The sequence below is a fragment of the Acinetobacter vivianii genome, from assembly GCF_014635885.1.
Lineage (GTDB): Bacteria > Pseudomonadota > Gammaproteobacteria > Pseudomonadales > Moraxellaceae > Acinetobacter > Acinetobacter vivianii.
This window is the reverse complement of sequence record NZ_BMDR01000005.1, coordinates 224,926-241,952: the sequence shown is the minus strand read 5'-3', so window position 1 is coordinate 241,952 and position 17,027 is coordinate 224,926. Positions and strand designations below refer to the sequence as shown.

Sequence of the window (17,027 nt, the reverse complement as noted above, 5' to 3'; positions counted from 1 at the left end):
GGATTTGTGGCAAGCTAATAGTCCTTTTGTTTTAGAGTCACTGTTTTAGGATCTAAAACGGGGCTCAGTAATTTAGACCACATTTATATCACTTTACCCAAGTGATATTTTGATTTTTCGGATTAACACGCATGAATAGCAAATCTCCTATTTTTACGGCTCAATCTGATGTCGCTCTTCGCATCCATGTAGATCGCGCAGTTCGTCATTATTTTGCACAATTGCAAGGTGAGCAACCATCTCAAGTTTATGACATGGTTTTAGCAGAAATGGAGAAACCTCTTTTATCTGTGGTCTTAGAATATACTCGTGGCAACCAAACGCGTGCTGCTGAGATTTTAGGCCTTAACCGCGGAACTTTACGCAAAAAGTTAAAAGCTCACGGTTTAATGAGTGAATAATTGATAAAATGCTCACGTTCTCGTGGGCATTTTTTTTGCCTTTGTTTTAATCTGTAGACTTCAAACTGTTGACTAAAATCATGACTATCAAACGTGCTTTAATCTCTGTATCTGATAAAACCGGAATCGTTGAGTTCGCTCAAAATCTTGTAGCTCTAGGGGTAGAAATTTTATCTACGGGCGGTACATATAAGTTGCTTAAAGACAACAATATTGCCGTAGTAGAAGTTTCTGAACATACAGGTTTTCCTGAAATGATGGATGGTCGTGTTAAAACATTACATCCAAAGATTCATGGAGGCATCCTGGCTCGTCGTGGTCTGGACGAAGCTGTGATGCAAGAACACAACATTGATCCGATTGATCTGGTGATTGTTAACCTTTATCCATTTGCTGCAACTGTGGCTAAACCGAACTGCTCGCTTGCAGATGCAATCGAAAATATCGACATCGGTGGTCCGACTATGGTTCGTGCTGCAGCGAAAAACCACGCTTCAGTGGGAATTATCGTTAATGCAGCTGACTACAACACAGTTGTTGCCGAGCTAAAAGCAAATGGTACGCTTTCTTATGAAACGCGTTTCGACTTAGCAGTAAAAGCATTTGAACATACAGCACAATACGATGGCATGATTGCGTCTTATTTAGGTGCACGTGTGGGTAAAGCAGAAGGCGAAGCGGATCTCTTCCCTCGTACCTTCAATACGCAACTAAATAAAGCACAAGATTTACGTTATGGTGAAAACCCTCATCAAAACGCAGCATTCTATGTAGAAGAAAATGCGAAAGAAGCATCTGTTTCTACTGCGAAGCAATTACAAGGAAAAGAACTCTCTTATAACAATATTGCAGATACCGATGCAGCACTTGAATGTGTGAAATCATTTGCGAAGCCTGCGTGTGTCATCGTTAAACATGCAAACCCTTGTGGCGTTGCTGTTTCATTGGATGGTATCAAGGCAGCTTATGATCTTGCTTATGCAACCGATCCTGAATCAGCATTTGGTGGCATCATTGCATTCAACCGTGAATTAGACACCGCGACAGCACAAGCAATTGTTGATCGTCAATTTGTTGAAGTGATTATTGCGCCAAGCATTGCGGATGGCGTACTAGAAATCACAGGTGCGAAAAAGAATGTACGTGTGTTGGTGTGTGGTGAGCTTCCAGCAATTGACGCTCGTGCTGCACAACTTGACTATAAGCGTGTGAATGGCGGTTTATTGGTTCAAGATCAAGACTTGGGCATGATCACTAAAGATGACTTGAAAGTTGTGACTAAACGCGCTCCGACTGAACAGGAAATTGATGATCTTATTTTTGCATGGAAAGTTGCAAAATATGTGAAATCAAATGCGATCGTTTATGCAAAAAATCGTCAAACCATTGGTGTAGGCGCAGGTCAAATGAGCCGCGTAAACTCTGCACGTATTGCTGCGATTAAAGCTGAACATGCAGGTTTAGTGGTTGAAGGTGCAGTTATGGCATCTGATGCATTCTTCCCATTCCGTGATGGTATTGATAATGCTGCCAAAGCTGGCATTAAATGCATTATCCAGCCAGGCGGTTCAATGCGTGACGAAGAAACAATTGCAGCAGCAGATGAAGCTGGTATTGCAATGGTGTTCACGGGTATGCGTCACTTCCGTCACTAATCCTACTTTAAAGTTTCCATCTTATTTACCTCCCTCTAAATCTCCCTCCTAAAAGGAGGGAGACTACACCAATATCAATATGGGTTCCCTCTCCTCTTAGGAGATGAGGAACGATTGTAGTTCCGCAAGGGAGAGGTTAAGGGGGACTTTTTTATTCTGAACAGGTATATTCTTAAATACGGAAAAAGGGAAATAACTTTATAATGAATATTTTAGTTTTGGGTAGCGGTGGCCGTGAACATGCACTTGCATGGAAAATCGCACAAGATGCAAAAGTCACTAAAGTCTTTGTTGCACCAGGTAATGCAGGTACTGCAACTGAAGACAAATGTGAAAATGTTGAACTCGATATTTTAGACAATCCAGCCATTATTGCTTTTGCCAAAGAAAATGATGTTGCATTAGTCATTGTTGGCCCTGAAGCGCCTTTAGTGAATGGTGTCGTGGATGCAGCACGCGAAGCTGGCTTAAAAATTTGGGGACCAACCCAATATGCAGCTCAGCTAGAAGGTTCTAAAGCATTTGCAAAACACTTCTTAAAGCGCCATAACATTCCAACCGCTTTTTATGATGTCTTTACTGAAGTTGATGCGGCTAAAGCATATGTTGAGCAAAATGGCGCACCTATCGTTATCAAGGCCGATGGTCTTGCTGCGGGTAAAGGCGTGATCGTTGCCATGACCAATGAAGAAGCTTTTGCAGCAATCGACGATATGCTAGCAGGCAACAAATTTGGTGATGCTGGTTCACGCGTTGTGATTGAACAGTTCCTTGCAGGCGAAGAAGCAAGCTTCATTTGCATGATCGATGGCAACAATATTTTGCCAATGGCGACATCACAAGATCATAAACGTATTTTTGAAGGTGATGAAGGTCCAAACACAGGTGGTATGGGTGCTTACTCTCCTGCGCCTGTCGTCACTGCGGAAGTCTTTGAACGTGTCATGAATGAAGTGATGCGTCCAACCGTTGATGGTATGGCTGCGGACGGTCACGTTTATACAGGTTTCTTATACGCGGGCCTGATGATTGATGAACAAGGTCAACCACGTGTGATCGAATTCAACTGTCGTTTTGGTGACCCAGAAACTCAACCGATCATGATGCGCTTAAAATCATCTTTGGTTGATTTGGTTGAGGCTGGTATTGCAGGCAACTTGCCAACCGAAGCTGAATGGGATGAGCGCAAATCGATTGGTATCGTTCTTGCTGCTGGTGGTTACCCTGAAACGGTACGCAAAGGCGATGTAATTTCAGGTCTTGGTCAATCTCCAGAAGACACCAAAATCTTCCATGCGGGTACTGCAATGAGTGCTGATGGTCATGTGATTACTGCGGGTGGTCGCGTACTCTGCGTCACAGCCTTAGGTGATACCGTACTCGAAGCTCAAATCAATGCGCTAGAAGTTTGTGGCCAAGTCACTTTCACTGGCATGCAATACCGTAGCGATATTGGCTATCGCGCCATTGCCCGTGAAAAAGCCGAATAAGTAAATTATGCTTGAAAGCCTTCTTCGGAAGGCTTTTTTTATTCCTTAAATTGCATAATTCCCACTTCTATATTCATTATTTAAATATAAAATTCAGAAAAATATATATTTATGTTTTAATTCAATCTGCTACAGATATTTTTTGAAAAAACCATAAAACTATCATCAATTTATATTTACTTATGATGTAATTTCTCTCAAATAATCATAGCCTTATACTCACTAGGATAATCTACTGCACTGTCCCCTGCATTAAATTATTGGTATGATTGCCGAAATTTTAGATGTTGTTTTTATGTTAATTCAGTATTCTTTTTCATTCATTTCAAATGATTAGAATATTTTTCCTAACAAAACAAATTGCAGCTAAATCCAAATTTGATTAGAAAAAGATATGAATGCTTGATTTCCCACTGTATATATACTGAATGGGGACATGAATATTCATTTATTTTTCGCGTGTTGTGGAAAGGACTCTACTGAAAACCTCAAAAATAATTCACGTGATTGTTTGAGGATGATGCCAATTTACAACATACAAACCTATTGCAATCATTAATGCTCGAGAAAGGCTGATTTTCTCGACATTATTCCGATTAGGATTTATACATGAAAAAGCTGATTAGTCTTTTTTTAAGTGTATCGGTGTTATTACTTGCAGCTTGCAGTAAACAACCAGATACCGCATCTACCGAGCAAAAAGGTGATGCTGCTGCATTACAAACTGTTGTAATCGCTTCTACAGGTTCTGACGCTGATATCTGGCGTTATATTGCAACTTTACCTGAAACCAAAGCTGCTGGTCTCAAACTTGAAATTAAAAACTTCACTGATTACGTTGCCATGAATACTGCTGCAGCGAACAAAGAAGTTGATCTGAATGCATTCCAGTCTTACGCTTACCTTGTGGCATTTAATGCTGCCAATAAAGATAAGATTGCACCTGTTTCAACCACGTATTTAGAACCAATGGGTATCTACTCAAGCAAAGTCAAAAAAGTTGACGAATTTGCTGAAGGTGCAACGATTGCGATTCCAAATGACGGCGCGAACGAATCACGTGCATTATTACTTTTACAAAGCGCGGGCTTAATCAAGTTAAAAGCTGACTTTGATCCAGTAAAAGGCACGCCTGCTGACATTACTGAAAACCCGAAAAAAATTGTGATCAAACCAATTCAAATGGCAACAGCTGTACGTGTTAAAGACGAAGTTGATGCCATTTTATTAGGTAATACACTTGCAATGGAAGGCGGTTTAAACGTTCTGAAAGATGCGATCTTCTATGAGCCTGTAGATCAAAGCACGAAGCTGAATGTAAACGTTTTAGCGACTGCAGAATCTCGTAAAGATGATGCTGTATTGCAAAAAGTTGGCGCGCTTTACCATACTGAAGCTGTGAAGCAATATGTTCAAGAACACTTTGCTGGTACGAAAGTTGACGTGAACAAACCAACAAGCTACCTCACAGAAGCAAATTCGTAATATAATGCTCTCAAATAAAACAGGCAAAGTGATTTTGCCTGTTTTTTCTTTTCTGCCATAGTACTGACGAACATGATCCAATTTAAAAACATTTCGAAACACTATCAGTTGAAAGGTCAAACGATCAATGCACTGGACCAGATCAATTTAGAGATTCCGGACGGTAGTATCTTTGGCATTATCGGCTATAGTGGTGCAGGTAAAAGTACGCTGATCCGTTTGATTAATTTGCTTGAACGCCCGACGCAGGGACAAGTCATTATCAATCAAAAAGACTTTACTGCTATGGACGCGCGAACACTTCGTCAAGAACGTGCAAATATTGGCATGATCTTTCAGCACTTCAATCTCCTTCAGACTAAAACCGTGTCTGAAAATATTGAAATGCCACTTAAATTACTTGGGCATAGCAAAGCTGAACGTGAAAAACGTCTGGCTGAACTACTTGAGTTTATCGATCTTAAACATAAAAAAGATGCCTACCCTGATGAGCTTTCAGGGGGACAAAAACAACGTGTTGGTATCGCGCGTGCGCTGGCCAATCATCCCAAGATTCTACTGTGCGATGAAGCAACTTCTGCCCTTGATCCACAGACCACCAAATCTGTTTTGGCGCTATTAAAAAAGATTAACAAAGAACAGAACATTACCATTGTCATGGTCACCCATGAAATGGATGTAATCGAATCAGTATGTGATTATGTGGCGGTCATGGAGTCAGGTCATGTGATTGAAACTGGCCCGACGCTGGATATTTTCAGTCAGCCACAGCATCCAACCACCAAGACCTTTATTCAAACGGTATTGCAACAGCAGTTACCAGTAAATATTTTAAGTAATCTTGAACATCAACATCATAATAGTATCTATAGCTTGCAGTTCCTCGGCACTTCAGCACAGGAAACCGTGATTCAGGCTGCGATTAAACAATTTGATGTGAGTTTAAATATTCTGTTTGCCAATATGACCGAGATTAATGGTACGGTGATCGGACAAATGTTTATCCAGCTTTTGGGTGATCCGTTGATCATTCAGGAAACCGTAAAATTCCTTGAGCTTCAAGGCGTGAAAGTGGAACAATCTGGAGTGGTAAGCCAATGAGAGATTTCATCGTACAATGGCTGACCCAAGTCACTGCTCCATTTTGGCATAGCTCCCTTTCGATCGACCAGTTTGTGACAGCACTGCAAGAAACCTTTCAAATGGTGTTCTTTTCTCTGCTGTTTGGTTGCATTTGGGGATTGATTCAAGGTATTACGCTAGTCGTTACCCGCTCAGGCGGTATCCTGCAAAATCGTGCGATTTATTATTTCCTGAACCCGATTGTGAATGCACTGCGTTCCCTTCCGTTTATTATTCTGCTGATTGCCGTTATTCCACTGACTAAAATGCTGGTTGGCACTTCAATTGGCACATGGGCAGCGATTGTGCCTTTGACCATTTATGTGGGCCCATACTTAGGCCGTCTGATCGAAACCTCATTGCTTGAAGTGAATGAAGGTATTGTGGAATCTGCTCAGGCAATGGGTGCTTCACCGTGGCAAATCATCTTCAAGTTTATTATTCCTGAAGCGCGTAGCTCACTCATACTAAACTTGACCACCGGTACGATTTCTCTCATCGGTGCGACTGCAATGGCAGGGGCTGTAGGCGCAGGTGGTATCGGTGACTTGGCGATTTCTTATGGTTACCAACGTTTCGATACGAGTGTAGTGATTTTAACCGTCATTGTATTATTGCTATTAGTACAAATGGTACAAATGTTCGGTGACTGGCTGGCAAAATTACGTTAATAAAAAATATAGAAAAAGCGCTCATGATGGGCGCTTTTTTTATACCTGAACATTTTTAAGGAAAGTAAATCTCATTGGCTGCCTTGAAGGTATTGACATGGAGTGGAACTAAATCGGTTAAATTCTGATACCCTCCTGCCAATACAAATAGCATCGGGATTTTCATTTTCTTCACCATTTCAAAAACAATGCGATCACGCTCAAAAAGTAATTCTGTGGTCAACCATTTTGAACCATATTTATCATGTTGATGACAGTCCATGCCCGCCTGATAAATCATCAGATCAGCCTCCCAACGTGAAGCATACTGAAAGGCCTCAAAGATCGCTTCTCGATATAAATCAAAATTTCCCTGTTTAGGATGAATATAACGGGTCAAGCTACGTTCACCAGCCTTGCAGCCAAACCGAATTCCAAAAATACCAAAATTAATCAGATTGGTCATACGATTGGTGAAAATAGCCGTGCCATCCCCACCATGTTGATCACAATCCAAAATAAAAATACGTTTCTCAGGATACTGCTTGGCAACCAGCGCTAAGCCATTAAAGGTACAATAGGCTGCACCAGATTCATAACTGGCATGATGAAATCCCTGTGCAATATTGGCCGCAACCCCTTCTTTCAAGGCAATTTCAGCGCCCCGTAATTGTCCAGCCTGAATCGCTAAAATCGCATCTCGTAACTGTTCATTCCATGGCTTAAAACCTTGAATAGTTGCAAATGCCGATTGTCCTGATAAAAAAGCATCGACATATTGTGGATTGTGCAATTTCCTCAAGATTTCCACATCAATCAGCCCAGGATCCACCAGCTCTGCCATTTGATGCGTACGCAACACATCCGCTACAGCGGTAAGTTTTTCCATACTATTGGTATGCGTTTGCGCAAAGTAGCGTGGAGAGTAACAAGCTTTTAGCATGGATGTCCCACATAAATCTGATCTTTGGCAATATCCATCAGCTGACTTAATTCAGTGCTATCAGGCCTGAATAATCCATTATCCACCTGCTGTTTAAAATGATAGCCAAATGCCCGCGCACGATGTTGTGGTGAAACAGCCAAAGTGGTTAAACGCAAAAACCAGAAACCATTCATCTCGGCAATCGGGATCACATAGCCTTTATATTGCTTGTTTTTATGCTTTTCGAGCTGTTCAATTTCATAATGCGCAGAGAATAAACTTCCCGCAGGTAATCGTACCCCATTCATCATTAAAGGCACCAAACTGATACAGGAATGGTTATCCCCCATATTCAATTTTTCCATCATGATTGGTTGATCATGTTCATCCACAAAAATATTGATTTCACCCTGTCGTAATAACCGATGATGCGCAATACGCAAAAAGAATTTTTCTGCCATCGGGCAAGAACCCACTTTAGGCTTTTCAAGCAAAGCCTGACATTCAATCATGCCGAAATCCTGCGCCGTTTGAGGCAGGATAATATCGGCAAGCAACTGGCAAATCAGGATACTTTCTTCCAACTCGGCATATTGATGAATACTTCTAAGTTTGGCTTGAAATTTGGCTTCTTGCTGTAAATTCTGTGCAAAGCTCTCTTGCGGGTTTAAACGCTTTAAAGTCTGCTGGACTTCTAAATTGATATCCAGATTCCGCCACGTTTCTAGTGTCAGACCATATGAACCCGCTTGATTGAGAATATTTTTCAGCGCTTTGGTTTCATAGTCCTCAAAAATTCGTAAATCCTGAAACCCAAATGGATCACGCACCTGCGAAACAAACTCTGCAATAACGCGAGTCGCTTGTGTATAGCCACAACCTCTCCGTTCTGTTTGATGACTAAAGTGTTCATTTAACATTTCTGTCAGCTTGGCAGAGAGCGGATATAGATATTTTTTAAAAATCATGACCACTTCGTGATCGATCAAATCAGACATAAGCTCCCCTGCTTCATCATGATGATTTACAACGACCTCATCCTTATTTTGTTAAATCTAATTTTTGAATGATTTAGCTTTAATAAAGTATTTCTTATAGGATTAAAGATAAATATAAACCATTAACTTATAAAAGTTTTCTTTCATCTTTATTTAAAATACAACACTTGTCAACTATAAATAGACGCGATGAATATCGACGTCAGAATCTGCCCCAAAAAGTCAGTATTACTGTACAAATGCAGCGCTTTTTTGCACTCGATGACATTTGCACTTAAACTAGAATCAGGCACTCAGTATTGAGTACCCAACTCGCAATAACCACACAGAACAAAGATTCAGGACTCGGCTATGCATTACAAGATTCATGTAATTGACGTAAAAAATGCCTTAAAAAATTATATCTGGTTATTGGAAGATACCCGCAGCAAAGAAGTTGTGGCGGTCGATCCGACGGAAGCCGAGCTGGTCACAGCGTTTTGCCAGCAGCATCAACTCACCCTGAAACAGATCTGGCTGACCCATTGGCATCCTGACCACACTGGCGGTGTCCCAGGCTTATTGGCAAATCAGAATCTTCTGGTTTACGGCCCTCGAGATGAATTGAGTAAAATTTCTCTGATCTCAAATCCACTACAGAATAATGATCATTTTCACTTTAATGATCTCAAAATTGAAGTCATCGCGACCCCTGGTCACACTTTAGGTCATATCACTTATTTCATTGAAGAGATGGACAGTCTGTTCAGTGGAGATACTCTGTTTGCAATGGGCTGTGGACGATTATTTGAAGGCACAGCCGAGCAAATGTATCACTCCTTAAATCGACTGGCTGCATTACCTATCCAGACCAAAGTGTATTGCACCCATGAATATACGCTTGCCAATGGTGAATTTGCCTTGACTGTAGAGCCACATAATGTTGCCCTGCAAGAACGTATGCGACAGGTCAAAGCATTAAGAGATGCAGATCAAATCACCTTACCAAGTACGATTGAACAGGAACTCGAAACCAATCCATTTTTACGTACTGAAAGTGCTGAGGACTTTGCGCGTATCCGCAGCCTAAAAGATCAGTTTTAATTAATGATGTAAATTTAAGCGATTCATTTTCTACTTTTCTCTTAAGGTAGAAAATGAAATCATTTTTTACATTTGTCATGAAATATTTATTTAAAAAATAATTTTTAAATACCAAAAAACAAAAACACTTTAACCTTTAATTTCAATTAGATAAAAAATCATCAGATAACATTATACCTAGAAAAATTACGCTAATTTTACATTACTTACACGTGGCAAAATAATTCTATGCAATGCCCCTTTAAAAAAAATTATCTGACCCTTATTAATAAATACATGTTCACAAGGAGATCTGTCATGAAAAACAGAGTTGTTAAAGCAAAAAACGTATTGGCTTTCCGTATTTGGTTAGAAAAATTGGGATATTCAGTTAAAAATCTGACAGATAACCGTGGTTTTACATTTAGCTTTAAAAAAGAATATGGTTTGGTGACAGGCGATCTCTCTGGTAATGCTTTAGCAATGCAGTTGGGTGAAGAATTCGAAGATCATTTAAAAGCCTAATGACAAAATTTCCTAAACACGAGGATTCCAAAGGGATTTGGAATCCTCGATTTATATAGATAAAAATACTTTCAACTTTATCTCCCTTTTAATTCTTCATTTTCTAGCCATTTCCAATAAAATATTAGGGTCTGGTGACATTTCAGCCATACATTGCGTTATTCGCTAAAACCACATCAACAAGGCATGAAAAGCAGGCAATCGCAGCTCCTTGCCAAGTTTCATAACGTAGTTTAGGGAAGTTTTAGCTATAACCCTCTGGGACAGGGCTATTTTTTGCCGTTACTACGTTATGTTTTGCTTACTTAGAGTACTAAGTTTCGCAAAACTCTCCTTGTACCGCCTAAAAAATATCCTCTGTCGCAAGTATCTGTGAAATGTCAACAGTCCCTATTGGAACAAAACTGATTTCCAAGTATCATATTGCCCAGTCGAGGGATGCTGCGACAATTGATCGGCACTAAAGATCAATTTGCCAGGCTCGACGATCGGTTAAACATTCGCTTTAGCCAACAACGGCATCCGCGAACAGAATGATCCATACTATTTTTTCTAGGAGATCCTGATGAACGCGGTGAATGCTTCATTTACAGATTATAAAGTTGCTGATATTTCCCTTGCTGACTACGGTCGTAAAGAGATCAAACTTGCTGAAGCAGAAATGCCAGCTTTGATTGGTTTACGTAAGCGTTATTCAGCAGCTAAACCACTTGCTGGCGCAAAAATCTTGGGTTGTATCCACATGACAATCCAGACTGCTGTTCTAATCGAAACATTAGTTGAACTTGGCGCAGAAGTGCGTTGGACCTCTTGTAACATCTTCTCTACTCAAGACCATGCTGCTGCTGCCATTGCTGCAAGCGGTGTGCCTGTATTTGCCTGGAAAGGTGAAACAGAAGAAGAATATGTATGGTGCCTAGAGCAACAGATCAATGTGAATGGTCAGCCTTGGGATGCCAACATGATTCTGGACGATGGCGGTGACTTGACTGCACTTGTTCATGAAAAATATCCAGCGTTGTTAGAACGCATTCACGGTATTACCGAAGAAACCACTACAGGCGTGCAACGTCTATTGGAAATGTGGAAAGACGGTTCACTTAAAGTTCCTGCAATCAATGTGAATGATTCGATCACTAAATCGAAAAACGACAACAAATATGGTTGCCGTCATTCATTAAACGATGCAATCAAACGTGCGACTGATATGTTGCTTTCTGGTCGTCGTGCACTTGTGATCGGTTATGGTGACGTAGGTAAAGGTTCTGCTCAATCTTTACGTCAAGAAGGCATGATCGTACGTGTAACTGAAGTTGACCCGATTTGTGCAATGCAAGCATGTATGGACGGCTACGAAGTTGTATCTCCATACAAAAATGGCGTGCAAACAGGCAAGAAAGAAGACATCAATCACGATCTACTCGGCAATACTGACCTTGTTGTAACCACTACGGGTAACTACCACGTATGTGATTCAGCAATGTTAGATAGCTTAAAAGCGGGTGCGGTTGTATGTAACATCGGTCACTTTGACACTGAAATCGATACAGCTTACCTCCGTGGTTACAAGTGGGTTGAAGTGAAGCCACAAGTACACCAAGTATATCGTTCAGAAGATGAAAACAACTATTTGATCCTTTTATCTGAAGGTCGCCTAGTAAACCTTGGTAATGCAACTGGCCACCCTTCACGTGTTATGGATGGTTCTTTCGCAAACCAGGTTTTAGGTCAAATGCATTTATTCGCTGAGAAATTTGCTGACTTGCCTGCTGATCAAAAACAAGCAGCGATTCGCGTAGAAGTACTTCCTAAGAAATTAGACGAAGAAGTTGCTGCGGCAATGGTTGTTGGCTTCGGTGGTGTATTAACACAACTGACGCAAGTACAGGCAGATTACTTAGGCGTTCCAGTGGAAGGCCCGTTCAAATCTGACGCTTACAAATACTAAGAAAATCAGGGCAGACGTTTTACGGACTGCCCTTTTTTCTAAAATTTTTCAGGCGAGTTAAAAAGGATTTGAAATGACGAAGCGTGTTCCTATTTCTTTTGAGTTTTTCCCACCAAAAACTGATGCGGGTGCGGAAAAGTTACGTGTTGTTCATCAAGAACTACAACTGTTAAATCCAGAGTTTTTCTCCATTACTTATGGTGCTGGCGGTTCTACCCGTGAACGTACTTTAGCTGCGATTAATGACTTTAATGGTCAAGGTACACCTGTTGCACCTCATTTGTCTTGTATCGGGGATGACAAGGCCCGTATCGCAGAGCTTTTAGACTTATATAAATCTCAAGGCATTAATCGTATTGTCGCATTGCGTGGTGATCTACCATCAGGTCAGGTGGGCTTAGGTGAATTACCGTATGCTCAGGATCTGGTTCGCTTTATTCGTGAACATTCAGGTGATCATTTCCACATTGAAGTCGCTGCATACCCTGAAATGCACCCACAGGCAGACAGTTTTGATGGTGACATCCAACGCTTTGTAGAAAAAGTAAATGCTGGGGCAAATGCTGGCATTACTCAATTTTTCTTCAATCCAGATGCATATTTCTACTTTATTGAACGAATTGCGAAAGCAGGCGTGAATATTCCAGTTGCACCAGGTATTATGCCGATCACCAATGCAAGCAACTTAATCCGCTTTGCTGATGGTACAGGTGCAGAAATTCCACGCTGGATCCGCAAGCAGCTTGCTGCCTATGGTGATGATAGTGCAAGCATCAAAGCTTTCGGTCACGAAGTGATTGTGAATCTGTGCGAGCGTTTAATCGCTGGTGGTGCACCAACATTACATTTCTACTCAATGAACCAAACTGAACCGACTCGACAACTCGTTGTTGATCTTGGTTTAAACTAATTTGTACGAGCCCTACCCAAGCATGAATCGTTTTTATATCGAAACCGAATTAAATACTGGCAATACCGTTGAATTAACAGAATCGGTATTTCATCACTGGGTACGTGTGCTTCGCGCAAAAGAACAAGAACAAGCCATCTTTTTCAATGGAAAAGGTGGTGAATATGTCGTTACCCTGACGCAGATTAACAAAAAAAATGCGTTTGTTTCGGTCGATCAGTTTGATGCAGCAGACCGCACTGCCCCTTTTAAGGTGACTTTAGGTCAAGTCATGAGTAAAGGTGATCGTATGGATTATGCGATTCAGAAAGCGACTGAACTCGGCGTTACCACGATTCAACTCTTAACCAGTGAACGTTGCGAAATGCGTTTAAAGTATGATCGTGACCAAAAGAAACTGGATCACTGGCAATCTGTTGCAATTGCAGCATGCGAACAATGCGGGATGAATCGTGTGCCAGAAATTCTTGCCCCTATTTCTCTAACTGATTGGGTTGAGTCTGACCTACCTGAATCACGTTTTGTGCTTGCTCCGAATAAAGATCAGAACAACGTTCTGTTAAATAGCTCACCTGATCTGGCTTTACTGATTGGCCCTGAAGGTGGCTTAAGTGAAGCAGAGATTAACATTGCCAATCAAAATAATTTTAGAAACTGGTGTATCGGAGACCGTGTTTTAAGAACAGAAACCGCTCCAGTTGTGGCTTTATCCATTTTAAATTACCACTTTGCTCCCTAATCATGCCTGAGCATTGCTTTCCATTTTATTTAGCGCTAATTTAAAGCGCAAATCGACTATGTTTACAAAAAAACAAAGACTGTCCACATAGATAAAAAATGAAAAGGATTATGCTTTATATGTTAGGGGTTCAGGACAAAAGCTTGCCACAGTTTATCTATACGGATCAAATTAGTTATCCGAATCATGTACGCTTGTTTGTAATAAGTGTGTTTGCTATTTGTCTGTTAGATTATGCACTGTTTTGCGTTTTTTATACCTTTGAAGCCAATATTTTTACCACATGGATGACTATCACACTTGCCATCCTGCTTGGTTTTTCCGGTATTTGTCATTTTTTATTAAAACGTTACTCTGCGGTTCGTTATAACCATAAAACCAATATTATTTTTCAACTCATTTGTTTTTTTACAGGTTTATTAATCGGCGTTAATACCGTCATTATCAATCATTATTTAGGCTCCGATGTTCCTAATTTGATCGGCTCTCATGTTTTAACGCTCACCGCGTTATTACTGACTGCGTCACATATCATTGCACTGACCTTTTTAACACAGCATATCCGCTATTTCTTTTTATTTTTTATCCCGAGTATCGCGCCATTAATTATAACCCAGCTTTTACATCGGCATCATGACCATACCCTATTCTATCTGGCATACTATTCGTCATTTTTCGCGACCGTGCTTTGCGCTCAAGCTACTTATAAAATTCACAAGCATCTCGCGCTGGTACTGGAAAAAAATAAACAATTGATTGATGCTGCGCAACAGCATAGCAATTGGACTGAAGAACTCTGCCAACAGCTTCAACATGAAGTGAATAAATCTAAAGATATCGAAGCCCAGCTCCAGTTCAATAATCATTTGTTAGAACAAAAAGTGCGTGAACGTACATTTGACCTCACGCAGATGAATGAAAGTCTAGAAGAACATCGTCAGAGTCTGGCATTAGCACATGAAACCGCTGGAATTCAGCATTGGGACTGGAATCTTGAAAATACGATTCCTGATGCTTCGCCGCTTCCTCATGAAGTCGCACATAATGCGCAAAATCTTTATACCTTACTGAATGAAGTTACCCATCCAAATGATGTTGAACGTGTAAAAAACACCTTGTATCAACACTTATCGGGCCAATCACCGCGTTACGAAGAAACTTTCCGTATTAAACATGAAAATGGTGACTGGACCTGGATTCACGCTGTCGGTCAGGTTATTTTAAGAGACCCGAAAAATGGTACCGCCTTACGTATGGTCGGTGTACATCGTGACATCAATCAGGAGAAGAAAGATCAGGAGCGCCTTAAATTGGCTGCGAATGTATTTGAACAGGCTTCTGAGGGTATTTTCATATTGGATGAAAACTTCAATTATGTTGAGATCAATCCTAAATACGAGCAGCTCACAGGTTTAGATAAACAAGCCATTTTAGGCAAGCAGCTATTTGAAATTACCAAACAGAATAAACAACATCATCATAACTTTCATCTTTCTATTCTAGATACGCTACGTGAGGCACAGGAATATGAAGGTGAATTTCAGGAAACTTATAACTCTGAAAAATCATGTTTCCTATGGATTCACATCAATGCCGTGAAAGATGAACAAGATCGTGTCATCAATTATATTGGTATTGTTTCGGATCAGACTGAACGTAAACATCAGGAACAGCGTTTATCTTATTTGATCAATTACGACACCTTAACTGATCTGCCTAACCGTTTTTATTATCAGCAACAACTGCATCAATATCTGGTCAATGAACCTGCCATTCAACACCTGGCTGTCATTCGCCTGAATATCGATCGTTTCCGTGCACTCAATGAAATTATCAGCAATAAAGCTGGAAATGAATTGCTTAAACAAGTCGCACAACGACTACGGATCAGTAATATTGATGCCCTGCTGGTCGCACATTTAAGTGCAGATGATTTTGCAATTATTTATGAAATATCGCATTTACATCCGCCTATTCATCAACTCTGCAATAATATTGTAGAAGCTTTCAGCAAAGCTTTTTATATTGCCGATCAAGAATATTTTGTCAGTATCTCTATTGGGGTGGCAATCTATCCCGAACATGGTCGTCAAGTTGATAATTTAAATACTCATGCAGAACAGGCGCTAAATGAAGCAAAACGCCTAGGTGGTAATACCATCCATTATTATTCCAATGAAAGAGCGAATTTTGTTGATCAATATAGTGATCTCGAGCTTGATCTAAGAAAAGCCATTCAGAACAATGAACTGGTGGTTTACTACCAACCGAAGATCAGCACACTCGATGACCAGATTAATGGTTTTGAAGCGCTGATTCGCTGGAAACACCCAACTAAAGGATTAATTATGCCAAGTATTTTTATTCCTTTAGCAGAAAGCACCAGCTTGATTTCCGATATTGGGCAGTTTGTCTTACATGAAGCAGCCAAGCAGTTACAGGCATGGCAAAAACTTGGTTTTAGCAATATCAATATTGCGGTTAATATTGTGGCCCAACAGATTTTGCGTGGTCAGTTATTGCATGATATTGACGAAGTCCTGACAACTTATGATATTTCTGGCAAAAACCTTGAACTAGAAATTACCGAATCGGCTTTTCTAGAAAATACCGAGAATGTTAAAACTATTCTCAACGCCTTGAAAGAACGTCAGATCTCTATCGCACTGGATGACTTTGGTACAGGCTATTCTTCCCTTGCCTACTTAACCGAATATCCAATTGACATTTTGAAAATTGATCGTGCATTTATTTTAAAAATTGGTAATCCAAAACAGGATGCGATAGTTAATGCCATGATCGCCATGGGTAAAACAATTGGCCTAAAAGTCGTTGCCGAAGGTGTAGAAACTGAGCAACAGCGTGACTATCTAAAAGCACAAAACTGCGACATATTACAGGGTTACCTGTTCTCCAAGCCACTGACCGCAACTGAAGCAACGGAATATCTGCAACAGCATCTACACCTGTCAACTGCAAGATATTCCATTTAAAAGTAAATTTTAAGCTTTTTGGCCCTTTCTTTACTGCTGGGTATCGATTGTGAATAGCTGTATCGTTCAGTGAAAATAAGCTTTTTTGACTGTGCGAAAGCATGAACTAGTGCTATATTCTTGT

At 40.5% G+C, this 17,027-nt stretch carries 14 protein-coding genes; 12 read left to right on the top strand and 2 right to left on the bottom strand.

The window, feature by feature from the left end; genetic code table 11:
• The first annotated feature begins 131 nt into the window (after positions 1-131).
• From fis to IEV36_RS12125, 6 genes are all read left to right on the top strand, one after another.
• Positions 132-401 (top strand): DNA-binding transcriptional regulator Fis, encoded by a 270-nt coding sequence (fis, locus tag IEV36_RS12150; RefSeq protein ID WP_001086304.1) that lies wholly within the window; start codon positions 132-134, stop codon positions 399-401.
• A gap of 80 nt (positions 402-481) precedes the next feature.
• Positions 482-2,056 (top strand): bifunctional phosphoribosylaminoimidazolecarboxamide formyltransferase/IMP cyclohydrolase, encoded by a 1,575-nt coding sequence (purH, locus tag IEV36_RS12145; protein WP_005256837.1) that lies wholly within the window; start codon positions 482-484, stop codon positions 2,054-2,056.
• Between the two features lie 203 nt (positions 2,057-2,259).
• Positions 2,260-3,546, top strand: a complete 1,287-nt coding sequence (gene purD, locus IEV36_RS12140; protein WP_005256836.1) for a phosphoribosylamine--glycine ligase — start codon at positions 2,260-2,262, stop codon at positions 3,544-3,546.
• A gap of 609 nt (positions 3,547-4,155) precedes the next feature.
• On the top strand, positions 4,156-5,031 hold the full coding sequence (locus IEV36_RS12135; protein ID WP_004771540.1) for a MetQ/NlpA family ABC transporter substrate-binding protein: 876 nt from the start codon (positions 4,156-4,158) through the stop codon (positions 5,029-5,031).
• A 72-nt stretch (positions 5,032-5,103) separates the two neighbouring features.
• Complete coding sequence (locus tag IEV36_RS12130; RefSeq protein WP_005256835.1) at positions 5,104-6,132, top strand: methionine ABC transporter ATP-binding protein; 1,029 nt, start codon at positions 5,104-5,106, stop codon at positions 6,130-6,132.
• Positions 6,129-6,824, top strand: a complete 696-nt coding sequence (locus IEV36_RS12125; RefSeq protein WP_004771537.1) for a methionine ABC transporter permease — start codon at positions 6,129-6,131, stop codon at positions 6,822-6,824. The genes IEV36_RS12130 and IEV36_RS12125 overlap by 4 nt, the downstream gene beginning before the upstream one ends.
• Positions 6,825-6,879: 55 nt before the next feature.
• Here the strand turns inward: IEV36_RS12125 and IEV36_RS12120 are convergent, their stop codons facing one another.
• Positions 6,880-7,746 carry an arginase family protein gene (locus tag IEV36_RS12120; RefSeq protein WP_005256834.1) on the bottom strand — a complete coding sequence of 289 codons (867 nt, stop codon included), beginning with the start codon at positions 7,744-7,746 and terminating at the stop codon, positions 6,880-6,882.
• Positions 7,740-8,726, bottom strand: coding sequence for a hypothetical protein (locus IEV36_RS12115; RefSeq protein WP_005256833.1), 987 nt, complete (start codon positions 8,724-8,726; stop codon positions 7,740-7,742). Before IEV36_RS12115 ends, IEV36_RS12120 begins: the two co-directional genes overlap by 7 nt.
• Before the next feature lie 351 nt (positions 8,727-9,077).
• Here IEV36_RS12115 and gloB point away from each other — a divergent pair, with 351 nt between their 5' ends.
• The 6 genes from gloB to IEV36_RS12085 all read left to right on the top strand — a co-directional run bounded on the left by gloB (position 9,078) and on the right by IEV36_RS12085 (position 16,903).
• The gene (gloB, locus tag IEV36_RS12110; RefSeq protein WP_004771532.1) at positions 9,078-9,809 is read left to right on the top strand and encodes a hydroxyacylglutathione hydrolase; all 732 of its coding nucleotides are present in this window, start codon (positions 9,078-9,080) and stop codon (positions 9,807-9,809) included.
• Between the two features lie 297 nt (positions 9,810-10,106).
• Positions 10,107-10,313: a hypothetical protein gene (locus IEV36_RS12105; RefSeq protein WP_004771531.1), complete on the top strand. Its 207-nt coding sequence runs from the start codon at positions 10,107-10,109 to the stop codon at positions 10,311-10,313.
• Positions 10,314-10,878: 565 nt separating this feature from the next.
• On the top strand, positions 10,879-12,261 hold the full coding sequence (gene ahcY, locus IEV36_RS12100; RefSeq protein WP_004771530.1) for an adenosylhomocysteinase: 1,383 nt from the start codon (positions 10,879-10,881) through the stop codon (positions 12,259-12,261).
• Positions 12,262-12,334: 73 nt separating this feature from the next.
• Positions 12,335-13,171 carry a methylenetetrahydrofolate reductase [NAD(P)H] gene (gene metF / locus IEV36_RS12095; protein WP_005256832.1) on the top strand — a complete coding sequence of 279 codons (837 nt, stop codon included), beginning with the start codon at positions 12,335-12,337 and terminating at the stop codon, positions 13,169-13,171.
• 22 nt (positions 13,172-13,193) lie between these two features.
• Positions 13,194-13,910 (top strand): 16S rRNA (uracil(1498)-N(3))-methyltransferase, encoded by a 717-nt coding sequence (locus IEV36_RS12090; RefSeq protein WP_005256831.1) that lies wholly within the window; start codon positions 13,194-13,196, stop codon positions 13,908-13,910.
• Between the two features lie 119 nt (positions 13,911-14,029).
• On the top strand, positions 14,030-16,903 hold the full coding sequence (locus IEV36_RS12085) for a bifunctional diguanylate cyclase/phosphodiesterase (protein WP_005256830.1): 2,874 nt from the start codon (positions 14,030-14,032) through the stop codon (positions 16,901-16,903).
• Positions 16,904-17,027: the final 124 nt, after the last annotated feature.

Coding starts and splice junctions, on each gene's coding strand:
- fis (WP_001086304.1), top strand. CDS start 132: ATGAATAGCAAATCTCCTATTTTTACGGCTCAATCTGATGTCGCTCTT.
- purH (WP_005256837.1), top strand. CDS start 482: ATGACTATCAAACGTGCTTTAATCTCTGTATCTGATAAAACCGGAATC.
- purD (WP_005256836.1), top strand. CDS start 2,260: ATGAATATTTTAGTTTTGGGTAGCGGTGGCCGTGAACATGCACTTGCA.
- IEV36_RS12135 (WP_004771540.1), top strand. CDS start 4,156: ATGAAAAAGCTGATTAGTCTTTTTTTAAGTGTATCGGTGTTATTACTT.
- IEV36_RS12130 (WP_005256835.1), top strand. CDS start 5,104: ATGATCCAATTTAAAAACATTTCGAAACACTATCAGTTGAAAGGTCAA.
- IEV36_RS12125 (WP_004771537.1), top strand. CDS start 6,129: ATGAGAGATTTCATCGTACAATGGCTGACCCAAGTCACTGCTCCATTT.
- IEV36_RS12120 (WP_005256834.1), bottom strand. CDS start 7,746: ATGCTAAAAGCTTGTTACTCTCCACGCTACTTTGCGCAAACGCATACC.
- IEV36_RS12115 (WP_005256833.1), bottom strand. CDS start 8,726: ATGTCTGATTTGATCGATCACGAAGTGGTCATGATTTTTAAAAAATAT.
- gloB (WP_004771532.1), top strand. CDS start 9,078: ATGCATTACAAGATTCATGTAATTGACGTAAAAAATGCCTTAAAAAAT.
- IEV36_RS12105 (WP_004771531.1), top strand. CDS start 10,107: ATGAAAAACAGAGTTGTTAAAGCAAAAAACGTATTGGCTTTCCGTATT.
- ahcY (WP_004771530.1), top strand. CDS start 10,879: ATGAACGCGGTGAATGCTTCATTTACAGATTATAAAGTTGCTGATATT.
- metF (WP_005256832.1), top strand. CDS start 12,335: ATGACGAAGCGTGTTCCTATTTCTTTTGAGTTTTTCCCACCAAAAACT.
- IEV36_RS12090 (WP_005256831.1), top strand. CDS start 13,194: ATGAATCGTTTTTATATCGAAACCGAATTAAATACTGGCAATACCGTT.
- IEV36_RS12085 (WP_005256830.1), top strand. CDS start 14,030: ATGTTAGGGGTTCAGGACAAAAGCTTGCCACAGTTTATCTATACGGAT.